Source organism: Pseudomonas sp. JL2 (assembly GCF_031570495.1).
Classification (GTDB): Bacteria; Pseudomonadota; Gammaproteobacteria; order Pseudomonadales; family Pseudomonadaceae; genus Aquipseudomonas; species Aquipseudomonas rhizophila.
Window position 1 is genome coordinate 366,697 of the sequence record NZ_JAKUDH010000001.1, and the last position, 23,969, is coordinate 390,665.

The 23,969-nt window shown below is 62.5% G+C and carries 21 protein-coding genes; 3 read left to right on the top strand and 18 right to left on the bottom strand.

The features are described 5' to 3' along the window. Positions 1–8 precede the first annotated feature (8 nt). The 11 genes from MKS85_RS01730 to MKS85_RS01780 all read right to left on the bottom strand — a co-directional run bounded on the left by MKS85_RS01730 (position 9) and on the right by MKS85_RS01780 (position 14,665). Positions 9–704: an anaerobic ribonucleoside-triphosphate reductase activating protein gene (locus tag MKS85_RS01730; protein WP_047229165.1), complete on the bottom strand. Its 696-nt coding sequence runs from the start codon at positions 702–704 to the stop codon at positions 9–11. Beyond that, on the bottom strand, positions 701–862 hold the full coding sequence (gene nrdD, locus MKS85_RS01735) for an anaerobic ribonucleoside-triphosphate reductase (RefSeq protein ID WP_003182303.1): 162 nt from the start codon (positions 860–862) through the stop codon (positions 701–703). The genes MKS85_RS01730 and nrdD overlap by 4 nt, the downstream gene beginning before the upstream one ends. A gap of 31 nt (positions 863–893) precedes the next feature. Continuing rightward, complete coding sequence (locus MKS85_RS01740) at positions 894–2,909, bottom strand: ribonucleoside triphosphate reductase (protein WP_047229166.1); 2,016 nt, start codon at positions 2,907–2,909, stop codon at positions 894–896. 270 nt (positions 2,910–3,179) lie between these two features. Further along, positions 3,180–4,172 carry a GTP 3',8-cyclase MoaA gene (moaA, locus tag MKS85_RS01745; RefSeq protein ID WP_107322430.1) on the bottom strand — a complete coding sequence of 331 codons (993 nt, stop codon included), beginning with the start codon at positions 4,170–4,172 and terminating at the stop codon, positions 3,180–3,182. 25 nt (positions 4,173–4,197) lie between these two features. After that, the gene (locus tag MKS85_RS01750) at positions 4,198–5,169 is read right to left on the bottom strand and encodes a peptidylprolyl isomerase (RefSeq protein WP_310662610.1); all 972 of its coding nucleotides are present in this window, start codon (positions 5,167–5,169) and stop codon (positions 4,198–4,200) included. Between the two features lie 10 nt (positions 5,170–5,179). Further along, complete coding sequence (gene narI / locus MKS85_RS01755; protein ID WP_047229169.1) at positions 5,180–5,860, bottom strand: respiratory nitrate reductase subunit gamma; 681 nt, start codon at positions 5,858–5,860, stop codon at positions 5,180–5,182. Continuing rightward, positions 5,853–6,608 carry a nitrate reductase molybdenum cofactor assembly chaperone gene (gene narJ, locus MKS85_RS01760; protein WP_047229170.1) on the bottom strand — a complete coding sequence of 252 codons (756 nt, stop codon included), beginning with the start codon at positions 6,606–6,608 and terminating at the stop codon, positions 5,853–5,855. Before narJ ends, narI begins: the two co-directional genes overlap by 8 nt. Positions 6,609–6,610: 2 nt before the next feature. After that, positions 6,611–8,149: a nitrate reductase subunit beta gene (gene narH, locus MKS85_RS01765; protein ID WP_047229171.1), complete on the bottom strand. Its 1,539-nt coding sequence runs from the start codon at positions 8,147–8,149 to the stop codon at positions 6,611–6,613. 1 nt (position 8,150) lies between these two features. After that, positions 8,151–11,924 (bottom strand): nitrate reductase subunit alpha, encoded by a 3,774-nt coding sequence (locus MKS85_RS01770; protein ID WP_310662611.1) that lies wholly within the window; start codon positions 11,922–11,924, stop codon positions 8,151–8,153. A gap of 64 nt (positions 11,925–11,988) precedes the next feature. Continuing rightward, entirely contained in the window at positions 11,989–13,386 is a 1,398-nt protein-coding gene (locus tag MKS85_RS01775; RefSeq protein ID WP_047229173.1) for a NarK family nitrate/nitrite MFS transporter, read from the bottom strand. After that, complete coding sequence (locus MKS85_RS01780) at positions 13,364–14,665, bottom strand: nitrate/nitrite transporter (protein ID WP_047229174.1); 1,302 nt, start codon at positions 14,663–14,665, stop codon at positions 13,364–13,366. The genes MKS85_RS01775 and MKS85_RS01780 overlap by 23 nt, the downstream gene beginning before the upstream one ends. A 312-nt stretch (positions 14,666–14,977) precedes the next feature. Here MKS85_RS01780 and MKS85_RS01785 point away from each other — a divergent pair, with 312 nt between their 5' ends. The 3 genes from MKS85_RS01785 (at position 14,978) to MKS85_RS01795 (ending at position 18,363) form a co-directional block, all read left to right on the top strand. Continuing rightward, positions 14,978–16,777 carry a HAMP domain-containing protein gene (locus tag MKS85_RS01785; RefSeq protein WP_076384511.1) on the top strand — a complete coding sequence of 600 codons (1,800 nt, stop codon included), beginning with the start codon at positions 14,978–14,980 and terminating at the stop codon, positions 16,775–16,777. Then, on the top strand, positions 16,774–17,421 hold the full coding sequence (gene narL, locus MKS85_RS01790) for a two-component system response regulator NarL (protein ID WP_047229176.1): 648 nt from the start codon (positions 16,774–16,776) through the stop codon (positions 17,419–17,421). Before MKS85_RS01785 ends, narL begins: the two co-directional genes overlap by 4 nt. Positions 17,422–17,685: 264 nt before the next feature. Next, on the top strand, positions 17,686–18,363 hold the full coding sequence (locus MKS85_RS01795; protein ID WP_047225852.1) for a Crp/Fnr family transcriptional regulator: 678 nt from the start codon (positions 17,686–17,688) through the stop codon (positions 18,361–18,363). Between the two features lie 180 nt (positions 18,364–18,543). Here MKS85_RS01795 and MKS85_RS01800 read toward each other — a convergent pair whose 3' ends face one another. From MKS85_RS01800 to pdxH, 7 genes are all read right to left on the bottom strand, one after another. After that, positions 18,544–18,909, bottom strand: coding sequence for a putative zinc-binding protein (locus MKS85_RS01800; protein WP_281459195.1), 366 nt, complete (start codon positions 18,907–18,909; stop codon positions 18,544–18,546). Further along, positions 18,909–19,379 carry an SCP2 sterol-binding domain-containing protein gene (locus tag MKS85_RS01805; RefSeq protein WP_310662612.1) on the bottom strand — a complete coding sequence of 157 codons (471 nt, stop codon included), beginning with the start codon at positions 19,377–19,379 and terminating at the stop codon, positions 18,909–18,911. The genes MKS85_RS01800 and MKS85_RS01805 overlap by 1 nt, the downstream gene beginning before the upstream one ends. Further along, the gene (locus MKS85_RS01810; RefSeq protein ID WP_310662613.1) at positions 19,373–20,263 is read right to left on the bottom strand and encodes a U32 family peptidase; all 891 of its coding nucleotides are present in this window, start codon (positions 20,261–20,263) and stop codon (positions 19,373–19,375) included. The genes MKS85_RS01805 and MKS85_RS01810 overlap by 7 nt, the downstream gene beginning before the upstream one ends. A gap of 10 nt (positions 20,264–20,273) precedes the next feature. Beyond that, positions 20,274–21,269: a peptidase U32 family protein gene (locus MKS85_RS01815; RefSeq protein WP_310662614.1), complete on the bottom strand. Its 996-nt coding sequence runs from the start codon at positions 21,267–21,269 to the stop codon at positions 20,274–20,276. Positions 21,270–21,350: 81 nt separating this feature from the next. Next, positions 21,351–22,598, bottom strand: a complete 1,248-nt coding sequence (gene glp / locus MKS85_RS01820; RefSeq protein WP_310662615.1) for a gephyrin-like molybdotransferase Glp — start codon at positions 22,596–22,598, stop codon at positions 21,351–21,353. Next, positions 22,595–23,149 (bottom strand): molybdenum cofactor biosynthesis protein B, encoded by a 555-nt coding sequence (moaB, locus tag MKS85_RS01825; protein ID WP_047225846.1) that lies wholly within the window; start codon positions 23,147–23,149, stop codon positions 22,595–22,597. The genes glp and moaB overlap by 4 nt, the downstream gene beginning before the upstream one ends. An 88-nt stretch (positions 23,150–23,237) precedes the next feature. Next, positions 23,238–23,885 (bottom strand): pyridoxamine 5'-phosphate oxidase, encoded by a 648-nt coding sequence (gene pdxH, locus MKS85_RS01830; protein WP_310662616.1) that lies wholly within the window; start codon positions 23,883–23,885, stop codon positions 23,238–23,240. Between the last annotated feature and the right edge of the window lie 84 nt (positions 23,886–23,969).

Sequence of the window (23,969 nt, forward strand, 5' to 3'; positions counted from 1 at the left end):
GGGGACGGTCAACTGCGTAAAACGAACGAGGGAAACAACTCGCGCATGGCGGCCCACAACTCCGGCTGCAAGGCCTGTGCCGAAACACTGGAAAGATGGGGGTCGAGCATCCGGGCCGTGCGCACCAGTTGCACAGCGAAACGCGTGACGCCCTGCTCGCTCAGGCGGCGAGCCAGGGTCAACAACCGTTCGGGATCGAACAAATGCCAATGCACGGTGGTCCGGCATTCATAATCCACGCCGCTGGCCAGCAGATAGTCGAGGCTGCGCCAGTTGGCGGCACCGCTGCCATGAACCCGAGTCACGTCCAGGGCGTCTTCGGGCAAGGCCTTGATGTCGAAGCCAACCCAGTCGGCTTGCCCGACCACTTTGGCGAAGGCCGCCGGTTTGATGCCGGCGCTGTGCAGGCCGATGCGAAAACCCATCTGCCGCACTTGCTCCATGGCTGGCGCCAGGCCGTCCTGCAGGGTCGGCTCACCACCACTGAACACCACGGCGTCAAGCAGATCCTGGCGACGTTGCAAAAATGCCAACACCCGACACCAATCCACCTCTTCGCTGCCGCGCGGCGGGATCAGTTGCGGGTTGTGGCAATAACGACAACGCCAGGCGCAGCCCTGGCAAAACAGTACGCAAGCCAGTTGGCCCGGATAATCGAGGGTGGTCAGGGGCACCATGCCCCCAACCCGTAGCGCTCGACTCATGGACGCCCGGCCGCGCTTTCAGTGAAGTGAACCCGTTCGCGATGCTCGGACTGTTTGCCGGGGTTGAAGGCCGCCACCGGACGGTGATAACCCATCACGCGGGTCCAGACTTCGCAACGTTGACGCTGTGCCTGCGGAAGAGATTGTGATGCGTTCATGGATGAAGCTCCTTGCGGTCGATGGATCGGATCAGTGAACGCTGCCTGCCAACTGCTGTTGCAACAGCAAGGCCTCGTCGCATTTGGGGCAAAACTCATGTTCGCCGGCCAGGTAGCCGTGAACCGGGCAGATGGAAAACGTCGGCGTGATGGTCAGGTACGGCAGCCGGAAGCGTCCCAGGGCCTTGCGCACCAGCTGCTTGCAGGCCTGTGTGGAGGAAATCTGCTCGGCCATGTACAGGTGCAGCACGGTGCCGCCGGTGTATTTGCATTGCAGTTCGTCTTGCAGCTCCAAGGCTTCGAACGGATCGTCGGTGAAGCCCACCGGCAACTGCGACGAGTTGGTGTAATACGGGGCGATCGGGCTGCCGGCCTGCAAGATATCGGGGTAACGCTTGAGGTCTTCCTTGGCGAAACGGTAGGTGGTGCCCTCGGCAGGGGTGGCTTCCAGGTTGTAGAGGTGGCCGGTTTCTTCCTGAAAGCGCAGCAGCGTGGCGCGCACGTGATCCAGCAGTTTCAGGGCGAATGCCCGGCCTTGCTCGGTATGCAGGCCTTGCTGGTCATCGGTGAAATTGCGCAGCATTTCGTGCAGGCCGTTCACGCCGATGGTGGAGAAGTGATTACGCAGGGTGCCCAGGTAGCGCTTGGTGTACGGGTACAGCCCGGCGTCCATGTGGTGCTGGATGACCTTGCGCTTGACCTCCAGGCTCTCCTTCGCCAGTTCCATCAGCGTATCGATGCGTTGCAGCAATGCGCTGGTATCGCCTTTGTACAGGTAGCCCAGGCGTGCGCAGTTGATCGTCACCACACCTAGTGAGCCGGTCTGTTCCGCCGAGCCGAACAGGCCTCCTCCGCGCTTGAGCAACTCGCGCACATCCAGTTGCAGGCGGCAGCACATCGAGCGCACCTGGTTGGGTTGCATGTCCGAGTTGAGGAAGTTCTGGAAATACGGCAGACCGTAGCGGGCGGTCATCTCGAACAAGCGGTCGGCGTTCTCGCTGTCCCACGGGAAGTCATGGGTGATGTTGTAGGTCGGGATCGGGAAAGTGAACACCCGGCCCTTTGCATCACCGGCCTGCATCACCTCGATGTAGGCGCGATTGATCAATTCCATTTCCACTTGCAGATCACCGTAGGCGAACGGCATCTCCTCGCCACCGATCACCGGAATCTGTTCGCGTAGATCCTCCGGGCAGACCCAGTCGAACGTAAGGTTGGTAAAAGGTGTTTGCGTGCCCCAGCGTGACGGGACGTTGAGGTTGTAGATGAACTCCTGCAACGACTGGCGGACCTCGTCATAGCTGAGTCTGTCCTTGCGCACATACGGCGCCAGGTAGGTGTCGAACGAGCTGAACGCCTGGGCACCGGCCCATTCGTTTTGCAGCGTGCCGAGGAAATTCACCATCTGCCCCAAGGCGCTGCTCAAATGTTTGGGCGGCCCGGCTTCGACCCGTCCCGGCACCCCATTGAGGCCTTCGTGCAACAGCGTGCGCAGCGACCAGCCGGCGCAGTAGCCGGCGAGCATGTCGAGGTCGTGGATATGCAGGTCGGCCTCGCGGTGCGCTTGGCCGATGGCCTGGCTGTAGACCTCGTCGAGCCAATAGTTGGCGGTGACCTTGCCCGATACGTTGAGGATCAGCCCACCGAGGGAGTAACCCTGGTTGGCATTGGCCTGTACGCGCCAGTCTTCGCGGTCCAGGTATTCGTTCATCGAGGTGGCAACTTCCACCAGGGTGCGACGATCCCGGCGCAGGCGTCCATGTTGCTCGCGGTAGACGATATAGGCACGCATGGCCAGAAAGAAACCGGCGTCCATCAGCACTCGCTCGACACGGTCCTGGATCTGCTCGACGCTCAAGCGCGTCTGTCCTTCCAATCGCGTCAGCACCGCTTCCAGCAACCCTTCAGCCTCCCCCTCAGCGTATTCGCCGGTGGCCTTGCCGGCGGCGATCAGCGCCTGGCGGATCTTGTCCGCGTCGAAGGCAACCACACTGCCATCGCGCTTGTGCAAGCGGTTACAGCCTACTGAGATCAACGTGCTCTGCATTTTGGCTCCAGACACTACATATAGATAATTAACAGGCTTAAAACACAATATGCAGTGTAGAGTACGGCCAAAAGTGAGGGTTGCAATTGATCGATATCAAGAATCGAGGGTGGATCAGCCGCTTGAGATGTCGACCGGTATAACCCATCGCGAGCAGGCTCGCTCCCACATGGGTTTTCAGGTGTCTGCTCTTTCTGCGTACACCACAAATCCCTGTGGGAGCGAGCCTGCTCGCGATAACGGCGGTCCATTCAACATCTGCGCTGAGGCTCACCCACCACTCATGTTCATGAACCGCACAATCTGCACTTCCCCGCCAGGGTTGAAGTCGTGACGCAGGGGTTTGCCGCGCAGCGCCTGTTGTACCGCCTGGATCAGCGGTTGATCGTCCAGCGGATAGCGCCGCAACAAACTGCGCAGGTCCAGAGAATCTTCCTGTCCCAGGCACAGCAGCAACCGCCCTTCAACGGTCATGCGCACCCGGTTGCAACTGGCGCAAAAGTTGTGGGTATTGGGGGAAATGAAACCGATCCGGGTCTGCGCGTGCTGCTCCAGGCGCACATAACGCGCCGGGCCGCCGCTGTTTTCGGTGCTGTCGAGCAAGCGGTGATGATTGGCAATGACCGCCCGCACCTCATCGCTGGAACAGAACGACTCGCCCCGGGCACGCCCGACCTCACCCAAGGGCATTTCCTCGATGAAGCTGATGTCGATGCGTTGCTCGATGGCGTACTGCACCAGCGCCGGGACTTCATCGAAGTTGCGCCCTTTCATCACCACGCAGTTGAGCTTGATCCGCTCGAACCCTGCGCCCTTCGCCGCTTCAATGCCCGCCAGCACCTGATCCAGATCGCCGTTGCGGGTGATCGCCCGAAAACGCTCGCCATCCAGGCTGTCCAGGCTGATGTTCATGCGCTTGACCCCGGCATCGACCAGCGGCCGGGCCAGTCGCCCCAGCTGCGAACCGTTGCTGGTCATCACCAGTTCCCGCAGGCCGGGCAATGCCGCGATGTCGCGACACAACCCGACGATGCCCGGACGGATCAGCGGTTCGCCACCGGTCAGGCGGATTTTCTTGACCCCCAGCCCCACGAACAACCGCGCCAATCGGTGCAGTTCCTCCAGGGTCAACACCTGCTGGCGCGGCAGGAAGGTCATGTTTTTCGCCATGCAATACACGCAGCGAAAATCACAACGATCGGTCACCGACATCCGCAGATAGTCGATCTGGCGCCCAAATCCGTCCTGCAACACGGCGTTCATGTCTGTCCCCTGATTGAGCCGGTGCTCACTGCACCAGCGGCGAGTCGGCGCCCTGAAGATGAATGCCGCGAATGTCCGCCGCACCGATCAGGGTTTGCAGGTATTGCACCAGCGCCTTCTGCCACACGCCTTGTTGCAGCTGGGTGCGAATCGCCGTCGCCACCGCCTCATAAGGCAACGGTTGGCCTTCGACACGCTGATCGATGCTGATCACATGCCAGCCGTAGCGGCTTTCCAGCGGTTTGCCCACCAGGCCCGCCGGCAAGGCAAACAACTGGCGCTCCAGTTCGGGCACGGTCTGGCCCTTACTGATCTGCCCCAGCGAGCCGCCCTGAGCCTTGGACGGGCAGGCTGAGTGGTTCAACGCCAGTTCGGCAAAGCTACCGGGGAACTCGTCCAGGCGTTGCAGCAGGGTTTCGGCCTGGCCGTGAGCCTGGTCGCGCGCTTCGGCGTCGTCCGGTGCGCATTCGAGCAGAATGTGCCGCACCGCCAGCAAGGGGGCGCTGTGAAAGCGCGCCCGATTGCTTTCGTAGTAGCGCAGGCAGGTCGCCTCATCACATTGCGGCACCTGCACCTCACGCTCGAGCAACAGCCGCGTGGCCGCCTCCTCTTCGTTTTCACCGGCGCCCACCTGCAACGCCAGCCCCAGCTCGGCGATGCGTTGCTGAAGCAACTCCCGGATCACCAACGCCCGGGCCGCCTGGTAGACCGCATCCTCGCGGCTCTCAGCCGGGTGATACTGCAGCTCCTGGGCCATCGCCTGGGGTGTGATCGACACCCCGTTGACGCTGATGATCGGCCACTCCTGCTCACTGCTGGCAATCAATTGTGCCGGGGCTTCCTCACCGGCCACCGGCCCGGTCTGGGCCGGTTCGAACTGCACCGCGCCCGCCGGCTCGATATCGCTGAGCGGCGGGGTCACTGGCGCTGCTTTCGCTGAAGAACCGCAGCCGCCGCTGCCCCCGTTACCGCCGCCACATCCGCATCCACTAGCCATGATCGTCTCCTTAGAACTTCTGCCGCACGATTTGATAACGACGCCCCAGGTACCAGACCGGCGCACTGACGATATGGACGAGACGGGTGAACGGGAACAGCACGAACAGGGTCAGGCCCAGTACCACATGAAGCTTGTAGACCAAGCCCACCGGCGCAATGGCCGCGGCCGCCTCCACCGGACGCAACAGCACAGTGTTCTGTGCCCAGTCGGCCAGCATCACCATCACCGAACCGTCCATATGGGCGGTGGATGCCACAATGGTCATCAACCCCAGCACCAGTTGCACCAGCAGCACCACCAACACCAGGATGTCCGACGTGCTGGACGTGGCGCGCACTCGCGGGTCGCTCAGCCGCCGGTTGAGCAGCATCACCAGACCGATCAGACCCAGCACCCCAAAGAACCCGCCGGACACCATCGCCAGCAACTGTTTGTTCTCAGTGCTCAACACATGGTGATAGATCGCCGCCGGCGTCAGCAGGCCGACAAAGTGGCCGGCCAGGACGAACAACACACCGACATGGAACAGATTGCTCGCCACGCGCATGCCACGGTTGCTCAGCATCTGGCTGGAGCCGGCCTTCCAGGTGTACTGGGACAGGTCAAACCGCGCCCAACTGCCGATCAGGCAAATCGCCAAGGCGACATAGGGGTAGACCCCGAACATCAACAGATCCCATTTAGACATTGCCCACCTCCCCGGCGGGCGCAGCGGCCCGTCCTTCATGCTGAAAATCCACCCAATGCAACGGCACCGCGCTTTCGTCCCGGGCCTTGCCCGGCGCACTCGGCAGCGAACTGCAACGGTCCTGCTGCTCGGCCTTCATGAAATCCACCGCTTCCTCTTCCCAGATCCTGTCCAGGGCTTCGAGGGAGTCGTCGCGTGGCTCGGCCTTGACCTGCTCACGCAACTCGGCCACCGCCACCTGGGGCTCGGCCCCGGCGATTTGCAGCAAGGCACGGAAACAACTGGCGTAGGCACTCTCGCGCTCTTCCAGGCGCGCAGCCAGCAAGGCCAGCAGATGCGCCACATCGGCCAGTCCTTCGCGGGCCTCGATGTCTTCGCGGGTGGAGAGAAACTCCAGGTACAGCGGGATGTAATCGGGCAGTTCCTTCACGCCGATGGCAAAACCGGCCTCTTCGTACTGGGCCATCATGTCCACCATGGCCTGGCCCCGGTCGCGGGACTCGCCATGGACGTGTTCGAACAGCAGCAGCGACAGCGAGCGCCCACGGCCGAACAGCGCGCCGTAGTGCTCCTGGCCGTCCATCAGGTCCTGGCCACAGATCAGTTCCAGCAACTCGAACAGCGCAGCGCGCTGCTTCGGGCTGATTTCCCGTGCCTGCACAATCGCCTGCTCCAGCTCGTCGCGACCGGCCACCAGGGTTTCGGTCGGATAATCGAGCAGCAACGAAATCACCTTGAGAATGCGCATGTTCATTCCTCCCACAACTGCACGGTTTTGATGACGTCGCGGCGGTTGGCCTTCTTGGCGCCGAACATGTTGGTGTCGGTACTGCCGCTGCAACCGCTGCCGAAACTGAAACCACAACCGGAGCGTTCGGCGAACGCATCGCTCATGGCGTCTTCGCGGTGGGCGCTTGGTACGACAAAACGGTCTTCGTAGTTGGCGATGGCCAGATAGCGGTACATCTCTTCCACCTGGTTCACGCTCAGGCCGACATCGGCCAGCACTTGCAGGTCCTGCACGCCGTCCACCTGTTCGGAACGCTTGTAGGCACGCATCGCCAGCAGGCGCTTGAGGGCGCGCTTGACCGGTTTTTCATCGCCGGCGGTGAGCATGTTGGCCAGGTAGCGCAGCGGAATGCGCAGGCTGTCGACGTCCGGGATCACCCCGTTCATGCCCACGGTGCCGGCCGCCGCAGCGTTCTGGATCGGCGACAGTGGCGGCACGTACCAGACCATTGGCAAGGTGCGGTATTCCGGGTGCAACGGCAGCGCGAGTTTCCAGTCCACGGCCATTTTGTAGACCGGCGAGCGTTGCGCCGAGTCGATCACCGACTGCGGCACGCCGTCGGCCAGGGCCTGGCGAATCACCGCCGGGTCGTTCGGGTCGAGGAAGATCTCCAGTTGCTTCTCATACAGATCGTGCTCGTTGGCGGTGCTCGCCACTTCGCTGATGCGGTCGGCGTCGTACAGCAACACCCCGAGGTAGCGGATGCGGCCGACGCAGGTTTCAGCGCAAACCGTCGGCATCCCGGCTTCGATGCGCGGGTAGCAGAAAATGCATTTCTCCGATTTGCCGCTCTTCCAGTTGAAATAGATTTTCTTGTACGGGCAGCCGCTGATGCACATGCGCCAGCCGCGGCATTTCTCCTGGTCAATCAGGACGATGCCGTCCTCCTCGCGCTTGTAGATCGCCCCGCTCGGGCAGGACGCCGCGCACGCCGGGTTCAGGCAGTGCTCGCACAGGCGCGGCAGGTACATCATGAAGGTGTTTTCGTACTCGCCGTAAATGTCCGCCTGGATCTGGTCGAAGTTCTTGTCCTTGCGCCGCTTGGCAAACTCGGTGCCCAGGATCTCCTCCCAGTTCGGGCCCCACTCGATTTTCTCCATGCGCTTGCCGGACACCAGCGAGCGCGGCCGTGCGGTGGGCTGATGCTCGCCCAAAGGCGCGGTGTGCAGGTGCTGGTAGTCGAAGTCGAACGGTTCGTAGTAATCGTCCAGGCTCGGCAAGTCCGGGTTGGCGAAGATGTTCGCCAGCACGCGGAACTTGCCGCCGATGCGTGGGTTGATCGAACCGTCGGCGTTACGGATCCAGCCGCCCTTCCACTTGTCCTGGTTTTCCCACTCTTTGGGGTAGCCGATGCCAGGCTTGGATTCGACGTTGTTGAACCAGGCGTATTCCATGCCTTCGCGGCTGGTCCAGACGTTCTTGCAGGTAATCGAGCAGGTGTGACAGCCGATGCATTTGTCCAGGTTCAGGACCATGCCGATTTGTGAGCGAATTTTCATCTCAGTTCTCCTCGATATCGGTTGGCAGTGGACGCGGCAGATCATCGCCACTGGAACCGTCGAGCCAATCGACCTTGGACATCTTGCGCACCACGACGAACTCGTCGCGGTTGCAACCGACCGTGCCGTAATAGTTGAAACCGTAGGCCTGTTGCGCGTAGCCACCGATCATATGAGTGGGCTTGAGCACCACGCGGGTCACCGAGTTGTGGTGGCCGCCACGGGTCTTGGTGGTTTCCGAGCCGGGCACGTTCACGATCCGTTCCTGGGCGTGGTACATCATCACCATGCCTTCCTTGACCCGCTGGCTGACCACCGCACGGGCGGTCAGCGCACCGTTGACGTTGAAGCATTCAATCCAGTCGTTGTCCTCGATACCGGCGCGCTTGGCGTCGATTTCCGAGAGCCAGACGATCGGCCCGCCGCGGCTCAAGGTGAGCATCAGCAAGTTGTCGCTGTAGGTGCTGTGGATGCCCCACTTCTGGTGCGGGGTGATCCAGTTCAGGACGATTTCGGTCTCGCCATTGCTGCGCTTGCCCTTGACGCCTTCGATGGTGCGGGTGTTGACCGGCGGCCGATAACTCATCAGTTGCTCGCCGAACGCCTGCATCCACGGGTGATCCTGGTAGAACTGCTGGCGGCCGGTGATGGTGCGCCATGGAATCGCTTCGTGAACGTTGGTGTAACCGGCGTTGTAGCTGACGTGATCGTCTTCCAGGCCAGACCAGGTCGGGCTGGAAATGATCTTGCGCGGCTGCGCCTGGATGTCGCGGAAGCGAATCGCCTCGTGGGCCTTGGACAGCGCCAGGTGGCTGTGATCGATGCCGGTGAATTTCGACAGGGCCGCCCAGGCCTTGACGGCCACCTGGCCGTTGGTTTCCGGGGCCAGGGACAGAATCACTTCGGCCGCGTCAATGGCGCTGTCGATCTTCGGCCGACCCTGGCTGATACCGGCGTCGACCTCATGGTGATTGAGCTCACCGAGGAATTTCACTTCATCGTCGGTGTTCCAGTTGATGCCCTTGCCGCCATTGCCGAGTTTCTCCAACATCGGGCCCAGGGAGGTGAACTGCTTGTAGATGTTGGGGTAATCGCGCTCCACCACTTGCAGGTTCGGTGCGTTCTTGCCCGGTTGCGGAGCCACGCCGGCGCTTTTCCAGTCAGTGCCGCCAAACGGCTGGGCCAGTTCACCGACGCTGTCATGCATCAACGGCACGGTGACCAGGTCTTTCTCGACACCCAGGTGCCCGACCGACATGGCGGAGAACGCCTTGGCGATGCCCTTGTAGATTTCCCAGTCCGAACGCGACTCCCAGGCCGGGTCGATAGCCGCTGACAGCGGGTGAATGAACGGGTGCATGTCCGAGGTGTTCATGTCGTCTTTTTCGTACCAGGTCGCGGTCGGCAAGACGATGTCGGAATACACGCAGGTCGAGGACATGCGGAAGTCCAGGGTGGTCACCAGGTCCAGTTTGCCGATGGCACCGTTGTCGACCCATTCAGCCTCGGTCGGCTTGGATTCGCCACCAAAGCCGATGTCTTCGTTCATCACGCCGTTCTTGGTGCCCAGCAGGTACTTGAGCATGTACTCGTGGCCTTTGCCCGAGGACCCCAGCAGATTGGAACGCCAGATGAACATGTTGCGCGGGAAGTTTTCCGGGCTGTCGGGTTGTTCGCAGGCAAACCGCAGGCTGCCGTCCTGCCAGGACTTGACCACGTAGTCTTTCGGGTCCATGCCGGCGGCAGCAGCATCGCGGCAAATGTTCAGCGGGTTGGTGTTCAATTGTGGCGCGCTGGGCAACCAGCCGGCGCGTTCGGCGCGGATGTTGTAGTCCAGGGCATGCTCAGGGAACTGCGATTTATCCGCCAGAGGCGACAGCACGTCGTGCATGCTCATCTTCTCGTGGCGCCATTGCGAGCTGTGGCCGTAGAAGAAGCTGGTGCCGTTCATCTGCCGTGGCGGACGGTTCCAGTCCAGGCCGAAGGCCAGGGGCAGCCAGCCACATTGCGGACGGAGTTTTTCCTGGCCGACATAGTGGGCCCAACCGCCGCCGGTCTGGCCGACACAACCACACAGCATGAGCATGTTGATCAGCCCACGGTAGTTCATGTCCATGTGGTACCAGTGGTTCATCGCCGCGCCGACGATGATCATCGAACGGCCACGGGTCTTGTCGGCGTTGTCGGCGAATTCGCGGGCGATCTGGATCGCTTTCTCGCGGCTCACACCGGTGATCTGCTCCTGCCAGGCCGGGGTGCCGGGCACCGAGGCGTCGTCGTAGTCCTTGGCGACGTTGGCGCCGCCCAGGCCACGGTCGATGGCCAGGTTGGCCGCCGACAGGTCAAACACCGTGGCGACTTTCACCACGCTGCCGTCGGCCAGCACCACGTTGTGCACCGGCACCCGGCGGTACTGCACCGCGTCACCGGCCACATGCTGGAAGTACTCCTGGGCTTCACCGGCAAAATACGGGAAGGCCACTTCAGCCACGTCATCGCCAATCAGGCTGAGCTTGAGGTCGATCTCACGGCCCTCGCCGCCTTCACGGGCCAGGATGTTCCATTTGCCCTCTTCGCCCCAGCGATAGCCGATGGAGCCTTGGGGAGAAACCAGTTCACCGCTGGCATCCAGGGCGATGGTTTTCCACTCCGGGTTATTGTCCTGGCCGAGGTTGTTGGTCAGGTCGCTGGCGCGCAGGAAGCGATCAGGCTGGTAGCCGGAGCCCGGCGCCACGCCGAGCATCGGCTTGAGCATCACCAGCACCGGCAGGTCGGTGTAGCGCTTGGCGTACTCGGTGAAGTAGGCGCTGGGCTTGTCCAGGTGAAACTCTTTGAAGATCACATGGTTGAAAGCCTGGGCCAGTGCCGCGTCGGTGCCCTGCTTGGGGTTGAGCCACAGGTCGGTGAGCTTGGCGACTTCCGAATAGTCCGGGGTGATCGCCACGGTCTTGGTGCCCTTGTAACGCACCTCGGTGAAAAAGTGCGCGTCGGGGGTACGGGTCTGCGGGACGTTGGAGCCCCAGGCAATGATGTAGTTGGAGTTGTACCAGTCGGCCGATTCCGGCACGTCGGTCTGCTCGCCCCAGACCATCGGCGAGGCTGGCGGCAGGTCGCAGTACCAGTCGTAGAAGCTCAGGCACACGCCACCGATCAGCGACAGGTAACGCGAACCCGCGGCGTAGCTGACCATCGACATCGCCGGGATCGGCGAGAAGCCAACCACCCGATCCGGGCCGTATTGCTTGACGGTGTAGACGTTGGCGGCGGCGATGATCTCGTTGACTTCTTCCCAGTTGGAACGGATGAAACCACCCATGCCGCGCTTGCTTTTATACGAGTCGGCCTTGGCCTTGTTTTCGACGATGCTGGCCCACGCTTCCACTGGCGCCAGGGTCTGCCGGGCTTCGCGCCACAGCTTGAGCAATGGCTTGCGGATCTTCGGGTACTTGAGCCGGTTGGCGCTGTAGATGTACCAGCTGTAGCTGGCGCCACGAGGGCAGCCACGCGGCTCGTGGTTGGGTAGGTCGTTACGGGTGCGCGGGTAGTCGGTCTGCTGGGTTTCCCAGGTGATCAGGCCGTTCTTGACGTAGATTTTCCACGAGCACGAGCCGGTGCAGTTCACCCCATGGGTGGAGCGCACGATCTTGTCGTACTGCCAGCGGGAGCGGTAGACGTTCTCCCAGTCGCGGGACTCCTTGCGGGTCTCGCCGTGCCCGTCGGAAAACTCGCCTTGCTTGCGGTTGAAAAACCGCAGTTGATCCAGTAAATGACTCACAGTGTGTTCCTCTCAGGCTTGCTCCGCGGGGTCTGCGCCCCGCCCACGCAGGTTTAGGTTCGGCTTAGCACGGTGTTGCGGCGCCCTTGCGGGCATACCACCACCAGGTCACCACGATGCAGCTCAGGTAAAAGCCGACGAACATGTAGAAGGCCATCTCCGGGCCGCCGGTCAGGGCCATCGAAGTGCCGAATGATTTGGGGATGAAGAACGCGCCGAAGGCGCCCATGGCCGAGCTGAAACCCAGCACTGCGGCCGATTCCTTGCCAGCGTTCTTGAGCGCTTGTTCGCGTAGCTCGGGCTTTTGGCCGCGGCTGGCTTTTTCATGCAGGGTGCGGAAGATCACCGGGATCATGCGGAAGGTCGACCCGTTGCCCACGCCAGTGGTGACGAACAGCAACATGAACATCCCCAGGAAGCCGTAGAAGCTGCCGCCCTGGCCGCCTTGGGGCAGGAAATGAAGGACCCCGAACACCATCGCGATCATCAGCACGAAGTTCCACAACGTAACCTTCGCGCCGCCGAGCTTGTCCGCCAGCCAGCCACCCAGTGGCCGCACCAGGGCACCGACCAGCGGACCGAGGAAGGCGAACTTCAGGGCGATGACTTCCGGGAACGAGGTTTTGATCAGCAGCGGAAACGCGGCGGAGAAGCCGATGAACGAGCCGAAGGTCGCCAGGTACAACCAGCACATCAGCCAGTTGTGCTTGCGCTTGAAAATCACTGCCTGCTCACTGAACGAAGCGCGGGCGCTGGACAGGTCGTTCATGCCGAACCAGGCAATCACGGTCACGGCGAGGATGAACGGCACCCAGATAAAACCGGCGTTTTGCAGCCACAGCGAGCTGCCGTCAGCCAGTACCTGCGGCTGGCCGCCCATGAAGCCGAACACGCCGAAGGAAATCACCAGCGGCACGCTGAACTGCATCACCGACACGCCCAGGTTGCCCAGCCCGGCGTTCAGGCCCAGGGCCGTGCCCTGCTGGGACTTGGGGTAAAAGAAGCTGATGTTGGACATGCTCGAGGCGAAGTTACCGCCGCCAAAGCCGCAGAGCAGCGCGATCAGCACGAACACGCTGTAAGGCGTGGCCGGATCCTGCACGGCAAAGCCCATCCACAGCGCCGGCAACAGCAGCGACGCAGTGCTCAGGGCCGTCCAGCGACGACCGCCGAAGATCGGCACCATGAACGAATAGAAGATGCGCAAGGTCGCGCCGGACAGGCCCGGCAACGCCGCGAGCCAGAACAACTGGTCGGTGCTGAAACTGAAACCGATGGCGTTCAGGCGCACGATCACCGTGCTCCAGACCATCCACACCGCGAAGGCCAACAGCAACGCCGGGATGGAAATCCACAGGTTACGCCGGGCAGTCTGTTTGCCACTCTTGCCCCAGAACGCGGGGTCTTCCGGACGCCAGTCATGAATGACCGGGCCCTTTTCAGGCGTTTGCAGAACGGACATGTTCTTCTCCTTGGGCAATGCTGGAAAACGGGGATTGGCTGGCCGGCGGCTGTTTACCCAGCAGCGGGCGCTTGCGAACTTCGCTGAAGTACATCCAGGTCAGGGAGACCCAGACCACGCCGTACATCAACATGAAGCAGGACGAGCGCACGCCGGTGAGGTCCACCAGGGCGCCGAACATGATCGGCAACACGAACCCGCCCAGGCCGCCGGCCAGGCCGACGATGCCGGACACCGCGCCCATGTTTTTCGGGTAGTCGTTGGCGATGTACTTGAAGACCGAGGCCTTGCCGAACGCGAAGGCGATGCCCATCACGAACAGCAGCACGGTGAACAGCGTGGCGTTGAGGCCGATGTGAAAATCCACCGTGCCGTTGACGGTCTGCACTTGCAGTTGGGTCTGTGGGTACGAGAGCAGGAACAAGCAGATCCAGCTGACCCACAACACCCACCAGGTCACGCTCTGGGCGCCCCAGCGGTCGGACATCCAGCCACCGACGGCCCGCAATACGCCACCGGGCAGGGAGAAGCAGGCCGCCAGCAGCGCCGCGCTTTGCAGGCTGAAGCCGTATTCCTGCACGTAGTACTTGGTCATCCACAGGGCCAGGGCTACATAGCCGCCGAACACGATCGAGTAGTACTGGCAGTAGCGCCACACCGCTGGTTCTTTCAGGGTTTTCAGTTGCTCGCGCAACGTGGCGCCGCCGGTGCCGCTGTGCTCCTTCTTCTCGGTTGTGAGAAACCAGAACAGCAGCGCGGTGATGAACAGAATGGCGCTGAACACCTTCGGCACCAGGTGCCAGGAACCGAAGGCGATCAAGGCCGGAGCGAGGAATTTGGTCAGCGCGGCGCCGGCGTTGCCCGCGCCGAACACACCCATGGCGAAGCCTTGATTCTGCTTGTCGAACCACTTGGCCACATAAGCGATGCCCACCGAGAACGATCCACCGGCCAGCCCGACAAACAGGCCCAGCACCAGGAACTGCCAGAAAGCCGTGGCCAGGGTGATCAGGTACAACGGCAGCACACAGGAGAGCATCAGCAGGAAGAACACGATGCGCCCGCCGAAGCGGTCGGTCAGCAGGCCCAGGGGCAAGCGCACCAGGGAACCGGTCAGCACCGGCGTGGCGGCCAGCAGACCGAATTGGGTTTCGTTGAGCGCCAGCATTTCCTTGATCGGAACACCGAGCACGGCAAACATCATCCAGACCATGAAGCACACGGTGAAGGCCAGGGTACTCATCCCCAGCACCAACCCTTGTTGCACTTGCGCTCGCATCTCGATGCACTCCCCGTCAGTTCGATGAGCGCAGCCTAGTGATGCGTACCCCGTAAAAACTTGACCTGGGTCAACGTGCGTCCCGGCGGTACTGGCCTATGCTGGGCTCGTCTACCTCTTAGGGGGTAGAGCCTGAAGTTGATAAGAACCTTTATTTATCAAGGCTTTGAACATTTCGGCCGTGGCTTTTATCGAAACGTAGCGGCCGACAACTCTTTAGAGGTAGTGCGCCCGGGATCGGCTGCTATACCCCCCCCAACGCCAGGGCGTCCCCATGTTCGGTTTGCAGAATTTCCTCCAGGGCCAGTCTCGATGATGCGGTGGCTGCGCAGTTCCCTGCCCGCTCGCGCCGGGCTGGCGGTGATCCTGATCGCCATCCTCGCCCTGGCCAGTTCCTTGAGCGCAGGTCTGATTGCCTGGTTCAGCCAGGGCGACGCGGCCGCCATCAACACCGCCGGTTCCGTGCGTATGGAGACCTATCACCTGAGCTGGAAACTGGCAGCCGGGGCCAGCGACGATGTCCCGGCGATCATCGACAGCCTGCAACGACGTCTCGAAAGCCCGTCCTTGCGCGCCGTGCTGGAAGACGGACCGGCGACCTCCCTGCATCAGAGTTATCAGAGCCTCATGCAGCGTTGGAACCAGACCTTGCGCCCGGCGATCGAACGCGGCGATTCGGCGTTCTTCCAGGCCAGTGCCGCTTCCTTCGTTGCGCAACTGGACCAGTTCGTCACCCTGTTGCAACGCCAGAGCGAGCACAAGCAAGCCTGGCAACAGACGATCCAGGGCATGGCGCTGTTCACCACCATGATCATCCTGCTGATCGGTCTGTATGAATTGCAGTACGGCGTGGTCACGCCCTTGCAGGAACTGGTGGACGCCACCCAGCGCTTTCGCCGTGGCGAATTCCAGGTGCGGGTCAACCATCAGTCAGAGGATGAACTGGGCCAACTGGCGACCAGCTTCAACACCATGGCCGAGACCATCGAGCAATCCCATCGCACCCTGGAGAATCAGGTCCAGCAAAAGACCCTGAACCTGCAACAGGCCAATGCCGCCCTGGAGCTGCTGTACCAGAGCAGCCGCAGCCTGGCCACGCGGCAGGCCAATGCCGAAGGGCTGGATGAACTGATCAGCCGGTTCCAGCAGCGACTGCCGGGCCTGCGCCTGTCGCTGTGTCTGCAAGGCCAGTTGCAGGCGCCCGCCCGGCAACTGCTATCGCTGCATGGCGCCAACAGCCGCGAGGTCTGCGCCAGCAGCGATTGCGCCACCTGCCAGAAACACCACAGCGCCCGGCCGCAGACGTTCAGCATCAGTAACCAGGGCACGGAACTGGGTGAACTCAAGGCGCATTTTGTCGACGGTCACGCGGCGCAACCCTGGGAAACCGCACTGATCCAGGCCCTGGCAAACCTGATCGGCACCTCGCTGTCTCTCAAGCGCCAGCGCGAACAGGACCATCGCCTGCTGTTGCTCGATGAGCGCACGATCATCGCCCGCGAACTGCATGACTCCCTGGCCCAGGCCTTGTCGTACATGAAGCTGCAAGTCAGCCGCATGCAAACCCTGATGCGTCGCGGCGAACCGGTGCAAACCCTGGAAACCGTCACCGCCGAACTGCGCGAAGGCCTGAACAATGCCTACCGGCAGTTGCGCGAACTGCTCACCACGTTCCGCTTGCAGATCCACGACGACGGGCTGGTCCAGGAACTCAAGGACACCGCTGAAGAGTTCTCCCGCCGGGGCGATTTCCGGGTGCATCTGTTCGTCGACACCCTGGCCTTCGAGCTGTCGGCCAGTGAGCAGATTCATATCCTGCAGATCACCCGCGAGGCGCTCTCCAACTGCCTGCGCCATGCCCACGCAGAGAACGCCTGGCTCGAACTGCGCCAGGAAGGCGAAACCGTGCGACTGTCGGTCGAAGACGATGGCCGGGGCTTCAGTGGCGAAGTGGACCAGCGCGAACACCACGGCCTGAACATCATGAACGAACGGGCCCGCAGCTTGCGCGGCCAACTGCAAATTATCTCCCGAACGCCCCAGGGCACCCGTATCCAGGTGCATTTCCAACCGGAATTCCTGGGCCAACACAGCGAAGGTCTCGCAACATGAACGCCCCCCTGCGTCACACCCTCCTGCTGGTCGACGACCATCCAATGATGCGTCGAGGGATCCGCCAAATGCTCGAACTCGAAGACGACTTGCACATCGTCGGCGAAGCCAGCCACGGCGAAGAAGCCCTGACACTGATCGAACCGCTCAAACCTGACCTGGTCCTGCTGGACAACAACATGCCGCAAATGAACGGCATCGAAACCCTGCGCCGGCTGCGGGCCATGCATTACACCGGCAAGGTATTGCTGTTCACCGTATCCGACGCCGAGGACGACATTCGCGATGCCCTGCGCCTGGATGCCAACGGTTACCTGCTCAAGGACATGGAGCCGGAGTTGCTGGTGCAGTACATCCGCGATGCCCTCAACGGCGCGCTGGTGATCAGCCCCGGCCTGACCCGCGTCATGGCCCAGGCCTTGCGCTCCCCTCCCCGCCAGGCCGACGTGGAACTGACCGAACGCGAACGCCAAGTACTCAAGACCATCGCCGGCGGCTGCAGCAACAAAGTCATCGGCCACAAGCTGGGCATCACCGAAGGCACGGTCAAGGTCCATGTGAAGAACCTGCTGCACAAACTGGGGTTGCGCTCACGGGTCGAAGCCGCCGTGTGGGCCATGGAGCATCTGCGCGGAGTGGGCTAGCCCGGCAAACCACACCTCCCACAGGGTGTTTCAGGCGAATACAGCGTCTGCGCACGGCCCGAAAAACTGTGGGAGCGAGCTTGCTCGCGATGACGGCGGCACATTCAACATCCCTGCAAGCTGACCCTCCGCTATCGCGAGCAGGCTCGCTCCCACAGGGCTTGTGTTTGAGCGGGGACGCACCTCCCTCTTCCGAGGTAGGCCTGCGGAGGCATAGGCCGGGGGCGCGTGGGGTTCTACCATGACGGCACGCGGAGGTACGCCATGCTGACTCATCCTTCCATCGTTTTACTGTTGCGTCGTCATCACCTGTTCAGCCAGTTACCGGAGCGGGTCTTCGAAGACGTGTGCAACCTGGCCGTGCTCAAACGCCTGGAGTGCAACAGCACGCTCATGCACCAGGGCGACCCGGCCAAGCGGTTTTTCCTGCTGGTCAGCGGTCAGATCAAGCTGTTCCGGGTCACCGGTGAAGGCCAGGAAAACCTGGTGGAAATCATCCAGCCCGGGCAGACCTTCGCCGAGGCTCTGCTGTTCAGCCAGGCCCGGTGCTACCCGGTCAGTGCATCGGCGCTCAAGGACAGCGTACTGGTGAGTATCGAAGGCACTCATTACCGCAAGGCCCTGGAAGACCAGCCGAAGGTCTGCCTGGCGATCCTGGCGAGCATGAGTATCCATTTGCACCAGCGCCTCAAGGACATCGACAACCTGACCCTGGCCAGCGCCAGCCGGCGGGTCATCAATTTTCTGCTTCAGGAACGCGACCCGCGCGACGGTCAGGTGGTGCTGCAGGTGTCCAAACGCCTGGTGGCCTCCAAGCTGGGAATCCAGCCAGAGACTTTTTCGCGCATTCTCCATCGCCTGGTAGACGGTGGCCTGATTGCCATGGAGCGGCGCAACATTCGCATCCTGGCCGAAGATGAGCTGGACGCTTATCAGCAATAATGCAGCGAAGTGCTAACAAGCCCCTGTGGCGAGGGAGCTTGCTCCCGCTGGGTTGCGCAGCAGCCCCAAAGAAACCGAATGCAATCAACCTGACCCACCGCAGTGAGAATCCTTGGGGGGGCTTCGCCCCCAGCGGGAGCAAGCTCCCTCGCCACAGGGTGGGTGTTTGCGCCAGCGTCTTTAATCGACACCCATCATCGGTATCAACCGCTCAAACAACGCGTCCCCCTCCTCTTGCGTGCAATCGACGCCGAAACGCTTGCGCCAGCCCAACTGGCTCAAAATCACATGCACATCCGCTTCCAGATCATGCTGCTGCAAACACGCCTGAACGCACTGCAACGGACAACCGTCCAGCGCGATGATCCGCCGCCCCGAGCGCGCTTTATTGACCAGTGCCGGCACATGCCCGCCGACCCCGACGATGCAGGACATCTCGGCCAGGCCGGCGCGGTCCAGGCGCAGGGCGACGGTGTTGGCCAGTTGCGCCACGTTGGAACAACCGGAACAGGAGTACACCAGGGGCAGTGAGCCTGGAGCTTTCATCAGGCCGCCGCCAATCCCTTGCCCGCCCGTTCCAGGTTGCGCCATAACCAGGGCGGCAAGACCTCCGGGTCGAGACTGTCGATCAGGTTTTTCAGCGCCAGCCCCAGTTCGGTGTCGCCCTCGATCACCAGGCGTCGCCGGAAGAACAACGTGTCGGGATCTTCCTGCCGACTGGCGAGCAAGAGAAATTCACGCCAGTTGCCACTGATGCTGACCTGGGCTTCGGCTTGTTCGGCAATACGCAGTCCATCCCGCGACAGCGTCAGGTACCAGCACAACTTCAGGTCCGGCACCCGCAGGCATAGCCAACGCCCGCGCAACACCTCGAACCCGCCATCGCGCAGCGGCTCGGCCAGGCAACGGTTGAGCGCCTGCTGTAGCGCCAGTCGCTGCACCACGAACGGCACCTTACCCACCAGCGGCAGCAAGCGATCGGCACCTTTGAGCACCCACTTTTTCGGACTCAACACAGGCCCGCCTCCTCAACTTTCAACATGCCGGCATGACCGTGCCAATAGCCGTTGCAACCGGCCACAAACAGCGGTGGTGCCTCGCCCTGGCGAACGTTGTCGAAGGCCCTGACCACCTCGGCCATGCCCTGGGCGCGCGGGCTCAGACGCAGCACGTCGGCGCCACTGGCCATCAGCGCGGGGTAATCGGCCAACAGATTGGTGACCTCACCGGACATCGTCTGAATGCCGTTGAGGGTGAACAGTTGCTGGCCCTCCTGACTGCTCAGCGCCAGGCCGTCGGGATAGTTGATGCAACAGAACTGACAGTCGTCCTTGGGCCGGTTTTCGGCCCGGGCGGTGAAGCAGCGTGCCGAATAAGCCAGGGGCAAGTGGCCGTAGGCAAAAATCTCCACCTCGGGGACCTCGCGGTCCATTTCCCGCACCTGCTCCAGTACATCGCCGATCAGCGCCGCCGAGCACTCCACAGGCGGTACCCAGCGAATCATGCCGCTGTCGAGCAATTGCCCCAGGGCATGGCCGTTGTACAGGTTCAACGCCGGGCCGCCCACGAAAGGCAACTTGCGTTCAGCGAGAAACTGCACCGCCCCCATGTCATTGGCTTCCACCAACAATTGGCCGTTGTCACACAGCCGACGCAAGGATGACAGCTCCGAGGCCGCTTCGATCAGCGTCAGGCTCGACAACACAATCTGTGCCTGGCTGCACGCTTGCAGTTCGCGCCCCAGGCCCAGCCATTGATCCAGGGAGAATGCCCGGCGCTTTGAGCAGACGGTTTCCCCCAGGTAAATCACATCCAGCGGCAAGGCCGACATCTCGGCGTAGAAATTCCCCAGTTGCGCTTTGTCCCAGTAAAACAGGACCGGTCCCAGGCTGAGTTTCATCTGGCCTCCCTCATTGCCATGATCGATGGTAAGCGCCCAGGGTGGTCTGGCTGCCTTCCGACAAACCGGCCAACACCTGGCGCCATTCTTCCCGCACCCGGAATCGTTGCGGCGCAGCCCGGTGGGCATCCAGTGCGGCGCGCCAGACCCGGGTCACTTGTTCAACGTAGGCCGGGCTGCGCTGGCGGCCCTCGATCTTCACTGCCTCGACGCCGATGGCCGCCAGCTCCGGCAGCAGGTCCAGGGTGTCGAGGCTGGTGGGTTCTTCCAGGGCATGGAAGCGCTTGCCGTCGACCAGGAAGCGGCCCTTGCACAGGGTCGGGTAACCGGCCGGCTCGTCAGGGGTGTAGCGATCGATCAGCACCTCGCTCAAGCGTGCGCTCAGGCCGTCGGCGTCTTCGCTCCAGCGCACTGCCTTGGCCGGTGAGCACACGCCGCACAGGTTCGGCGACTCACCGGTGATGTAGGAAGACAAGTGACAACGGCCCTCGGCCATGATGCACAGGCTGCCGAAACCGAAGACTTCGATCGGCACTGGGCTCGCTGCTGCTACCTGCCGCACCTGGGCCAGGGACAGCACCCGTGGCAGCACCGCACGCCGAATGCCGTAGCGCTCGGCGTAAAAAGCCAGCGCCGCGGCATGGGTCGCCGAACCTTGTACCGAAAGATGCAGGGCCAGTTGTGGGTGGCGCTGGCTGGCGTAGCCGAGCACGCCGGGGTCGGCGGCGATCAGGGCGTCGACGCCCAGATCGGCGGCGCGATCCACCGCGCGCTGCCAACGCTCCCAGCCCTTGGGTTGCGGGTAGGTGTTGACCGCCACATAGAGTTTGCGTTGGTGCTGGCGGATGTGCGCGACCGCCGCGTCGAACTGTTTGTCGTCCATGTTCAGCCCGGCGAAATGCCGGGCGTTGGTGTCATCGCGAAAGCCGACATAGACGGCATCGGCGCCTTGGCGCACCGCCGCTTTGAGGGCAGGCAGATTCCCTGCCGGGCAAACCAGTTGCATGGGACATCCTCATGAGAAAACTCGGAGCGCCGCCAGTCTAGTCAGCTCATCGGCGGCGACCTTGACGACAATCAATTGCCGTTAATGCATCAGGCTCGCGAACGGCAAGTACATCACCTTGTCGTGCATGCGCACGTGCGCCTGACACTCGACCACGGCCAGACCGTCGGCCCAGCATGCGGCAGCCAACATGGCCGAACTTTGCTGGGGATGCAGCTCGACACACAGCGAACCATCGGCACCGGGGACCAGTTTCGCCCGCAGGTACTGCCGCCGCCGGTTGGGCTTTGGCCAGTCAAACCCGGCCGGCAACTGCAACGGGATAGGCAATACTTCGTCCATGCCTTGGGCCCGGAACAGGAACGGGCGCACGACAATCAATGCGGTAATCAGCGCCGCCGATGGGTTACCTGGCAAACCGATCCAGGGTTTGCCGGCCACTTCGCCAAAGGCCAGCGGTTTGCCCGGCTGGATTGCCAGGCGCCACAGGTCAACGCTGCCCAGCGCTTCGATGGCTTGTTTGAGATGATCCTCCTCGCCCACCGAAACGCCGCCGGAGGTCAGCAGCACATCACACTCGGCCGCCGCCAGGCTCAAGGCCTGGCGACTGGCGAGCAGCTTGTCGGGCATGGCGCCGTAGTCATGCACCTCCATGCCCCAGCCGCGCAGCAGTGCCGCGAGGCTATGGCGATTGCTGTTGTAGATCTGCCCCGGCGCCAATGCTTCGCCCGGTTCGCGCAGTTCATCGCCGCTGCTGAGCAGACCGACCTGCAACGGCCGATAGACCTCCATTCGCGCAATCCCGGCACCGGCCAGCAACCCCAGCTCCTGGGCCCGCAAGCGCTTGCCGGCACGAAGCAACAGGTCTCCTCGGCGCACTTCCTCGCCTTCCTTGCGCACATGGTCGCCGTCATTGACCGGTGGCAACCAGACCCGCTCACCTGCTACCCGACAGCTTTCCTGGGGCACCACGGTGTCTGCCCCCGGCGGCAGCGGCGCGCCCGTGAAAATCCGTACGGCCTGCCCGGGCTGCAGCGGATTATTGGATGCCTGTCCGGCGGCAATGCGCCCGGCCAGGGTCAGATAACCTCCGGCGGCTGGCAGGTCAGCGGCCCGCAGGGCATAACCGTCCATGGCGCTGTTGTCCCACGCAGGCAAGTTCATGGGGCTGCGGATGTCTGTCGCCAGCACCCGGCCCAAGGCCTGGTCCAGCGCCACCCGTTGCACCGGAGGCGGCAGCGGTGCCTGATCCAGCAGGTAGCGGATGGCTTCATCCACCGGCATCAGCGCGCCGCTCTCACAGACGCTGCCACACGCGCCGCTGCTCATGAGCGCGTCCCGCAAGGCTCAACGACAACGCCGGGCTGCGGCTTGAGGTGGGGAGTGAAGTTGCACGGGCCGGTGCGGCTGTCCAGTTGACCGACCAGGATCTGTTCCCAACCGGTGCGACACGCGCCCGGCGAACCCGGCAGGCAGCACACCAATACGCCGTTGCTCATACCCGCCAATGCCCGTGATTGCAGGCTGGACATGCCGATCTCTGCCAGTGACACCTGCCGGAACAGTTCGCCGAACCCGTCCACCTGCTTGTCCAGCAGCGGCAGCACCGCCTGGGGGGTGTTATCGCGGGGGGTAAAACCGGTGCCGCCGGTCATCAGCACCACTTGCACTTCAGGGGCGGCGATCCACTGCGAGACCTGGGCGCGGATCTGGTAGATATCGTCCTTCACCAGCCCACGGTCGATCAGCACATGCCCGGCGGTTTGCAGCAGATCGGCGAGGGTCTGCCCGGAGGTATCGGTTTCGAAGCTACGGGTATCGCTGATGGTCAGCACCGCAATATTCAGCGGTTGAAAGTGGCGTTGCGTCAGATGGGCCATGGTCAGCCGTCCTTTAAAAAAAGATGGCCCAGCCTGAACCGCAATCGGGGCCGGGCCTATTCCCCGATAGAGGTACCTCCCTCGGCGTTTACGGTGCCAGGCGGCTACGCTGCCAGACGCCTTCTTGCAGGCGGTAGTCGAGGCGATCGTGCAGACGGTCGGCGCGGCCTTGCCAGAACTCCAGCCGTTCAGGCCTCAGGCAGTAGCCGCCCCAGTGTTCGGGACGCGGCACTGGCTGATTGATAAACCGTCGTTCGGTCTGCGTCAGCAACGCCTCAAGGGCGGCCCGATCCTCCAGCTCACGGCTTTGCGGCGAGGCCCAGGCACCAAGACGACTGGCCAGGGGGCGGGAAATGAAATAGGCATCCGATAGCCCGGAATCGAGCTTGTGAACCTGCCCTTCAACCCGCACTTGCCGCTCCAGTCCCGGCCAGAAAAAGGTCATGGCCGCCCAGGGATTGATCGCCAGGTCCCGTCCCTTGCCACTGTCGTAGTTGCCGAAAAATGTGAAACCTTCATCGCTGAACCCCTTGAGCAGCAGCACCCGACAGTGCGGCCGGCCCTGCTCGTCCACGGTCGCCAGGGTCATGCTGTTGGCTTCCACCGGCGGGCTTTCGGTGTCGCGGGCTTGTTGCATCCATAACCCGAACAGAACCATCGGATCGTCCGGGACATGGGTTTCATCCAGGCCATCGAGGGTGTACTGGCGGCGCATTTTGGCCAGGGAAAGGGGCATGGAGGTGATCTCCCGATAGGTTTGGCCCAGTCTGCGCCTGGCCGCCTGAGCCGACCTTGATCGTTGTCAATGCTGATTCCTGTG

Bases quoted from the DNA above. Each gene is read 5' to 3' on its own strand.
- MKS85_RS01780 (WP_047229174.1), bottom strand. From the start codon at position 14,665: ATGCGAGCGCAAGTGCAACAAGGGTTGGTGCTGGGGATGAGTACCCTG.
- narH (WP_047229171.1), bottom strand. From the start codon at position 8,149: ATGAAAATTCGCTCACAAATCGGCATGGTCCTGAACCTGGACAAATGC.
- MKS85_RS01785 (WP_076384511.1), top strand. From the start codon at position 14,978: ATGATGCGGTGGCTGCGCAGTTCCCTGCCCGCTCGCGCCGGGCTGGCG.
- MKS85_RS01775 (WP_047229173.1), bottom strand. From the start codon at position 13,386: ATGTCCGTTCTGCAAACGCCTGAAAAGGGCCCGGTCATTCATGACTGG.
- narJ (WP_047229170.1), bottom strand. From the start codon at position 6,608: ATGCGCATTCTCAAGGTGATTTCGTTGCTGCTCGATTATCCGACCGAA.
- MKS85_RS01730 (WP_047229165.1), bottom strand. From the start codon at position 704: ATGAGTCGAGCGCTACGGGTTGGGGGCATGGTGCCCCTGACCACCCTC.
- nrdD (WP_003182303.1), bottom strand. From the start codon at position 862: ATGAACGCATCACAATCTCTTCCGCAGGCACAGCGTCAACGTTGCGAA.
- MKS85_RS01750 (WP_310662610.1), bottom strand. From the start codon at position 5,169: ATGGCTAGTGGATGCGGATGTGGCGGCGGTAACGGGGGCAGCGGCGGC.
- narI (WP_047229169.1), bottom strand. From the start codon at position 5,860: ATGTCTAAATGGGATCTGTTGATGTTCGGGGTCTACCCCTATGTCGCC.
- MKS85_RS01795 (WP_047225852.1), top strand. From the start codon at position 17,686: ATGCTGACTCATCCTTCCATCGTTTTACTGTTGCGTCGTCATCACCTG.
- glp (WP_310662615.1), bottom strand. From the start codon at position 22,598: ATGAGCAGCGGCGCGTGTGGCAGCGTCTGTGAGAGCGGCGCGCTGATG.
- MKS85_RS01815 (WP_310662614.1), bottom strand. From the start codon at position 21,269: ATGCAACTGGTTTGCCCGGCAGGGAATCTGCCTGCCCTCAAAGCGGCG.
- moaA (WP_107322430.1), bottom strand. From the start codon at position 4,172: ATGAACGCCGTGTTGCAGGACGGATTTGGGCGCCAGATCGACTATCTG.
- MKS85_RS01810 (WP_310662613.1), bottom strand. From the start codon at position 20,263: ATGAAACTCAGCCTGGGACCGGTCCTGTTTTACTGGGACAAAGCGCAA.
- narL (WP_047229176.1), top strand. From the start codon at position 16,774: ATGAACGCCCCCCTGCGTCACACCCTCCTGCTGGTCGACGACCATCCA.
- MKS85_RS01740 (WP_047229166.1), bottom strand. From the start codon at position 2,909: ATGCAGAGCACGTTGATCTCAGTAGGCTGTAACCGCTTGCACAAGCGC.
- pdxH (WP_310662616.1), bottom strand. From the start codon at position 23,885: ATGCCCCTTTCCCTGGCCAAAATGCGCCGCCAGTACACCCTCGATGGC.
- MKS85_RS01800 (WP_281459195.1), bottom strand. From the start codon at position 18,909: ATGAAAGCTCCAGGCTCACTGCCCCTGGTGTACTCCTGTTCCGGTTGT.
- moaB (WP_047225846.1), bottom strand. From the start codon at position 23,149: ATGGCCCATCTGACGCAACGCCACTTTCAACCGCTGAATATTGCGGTG.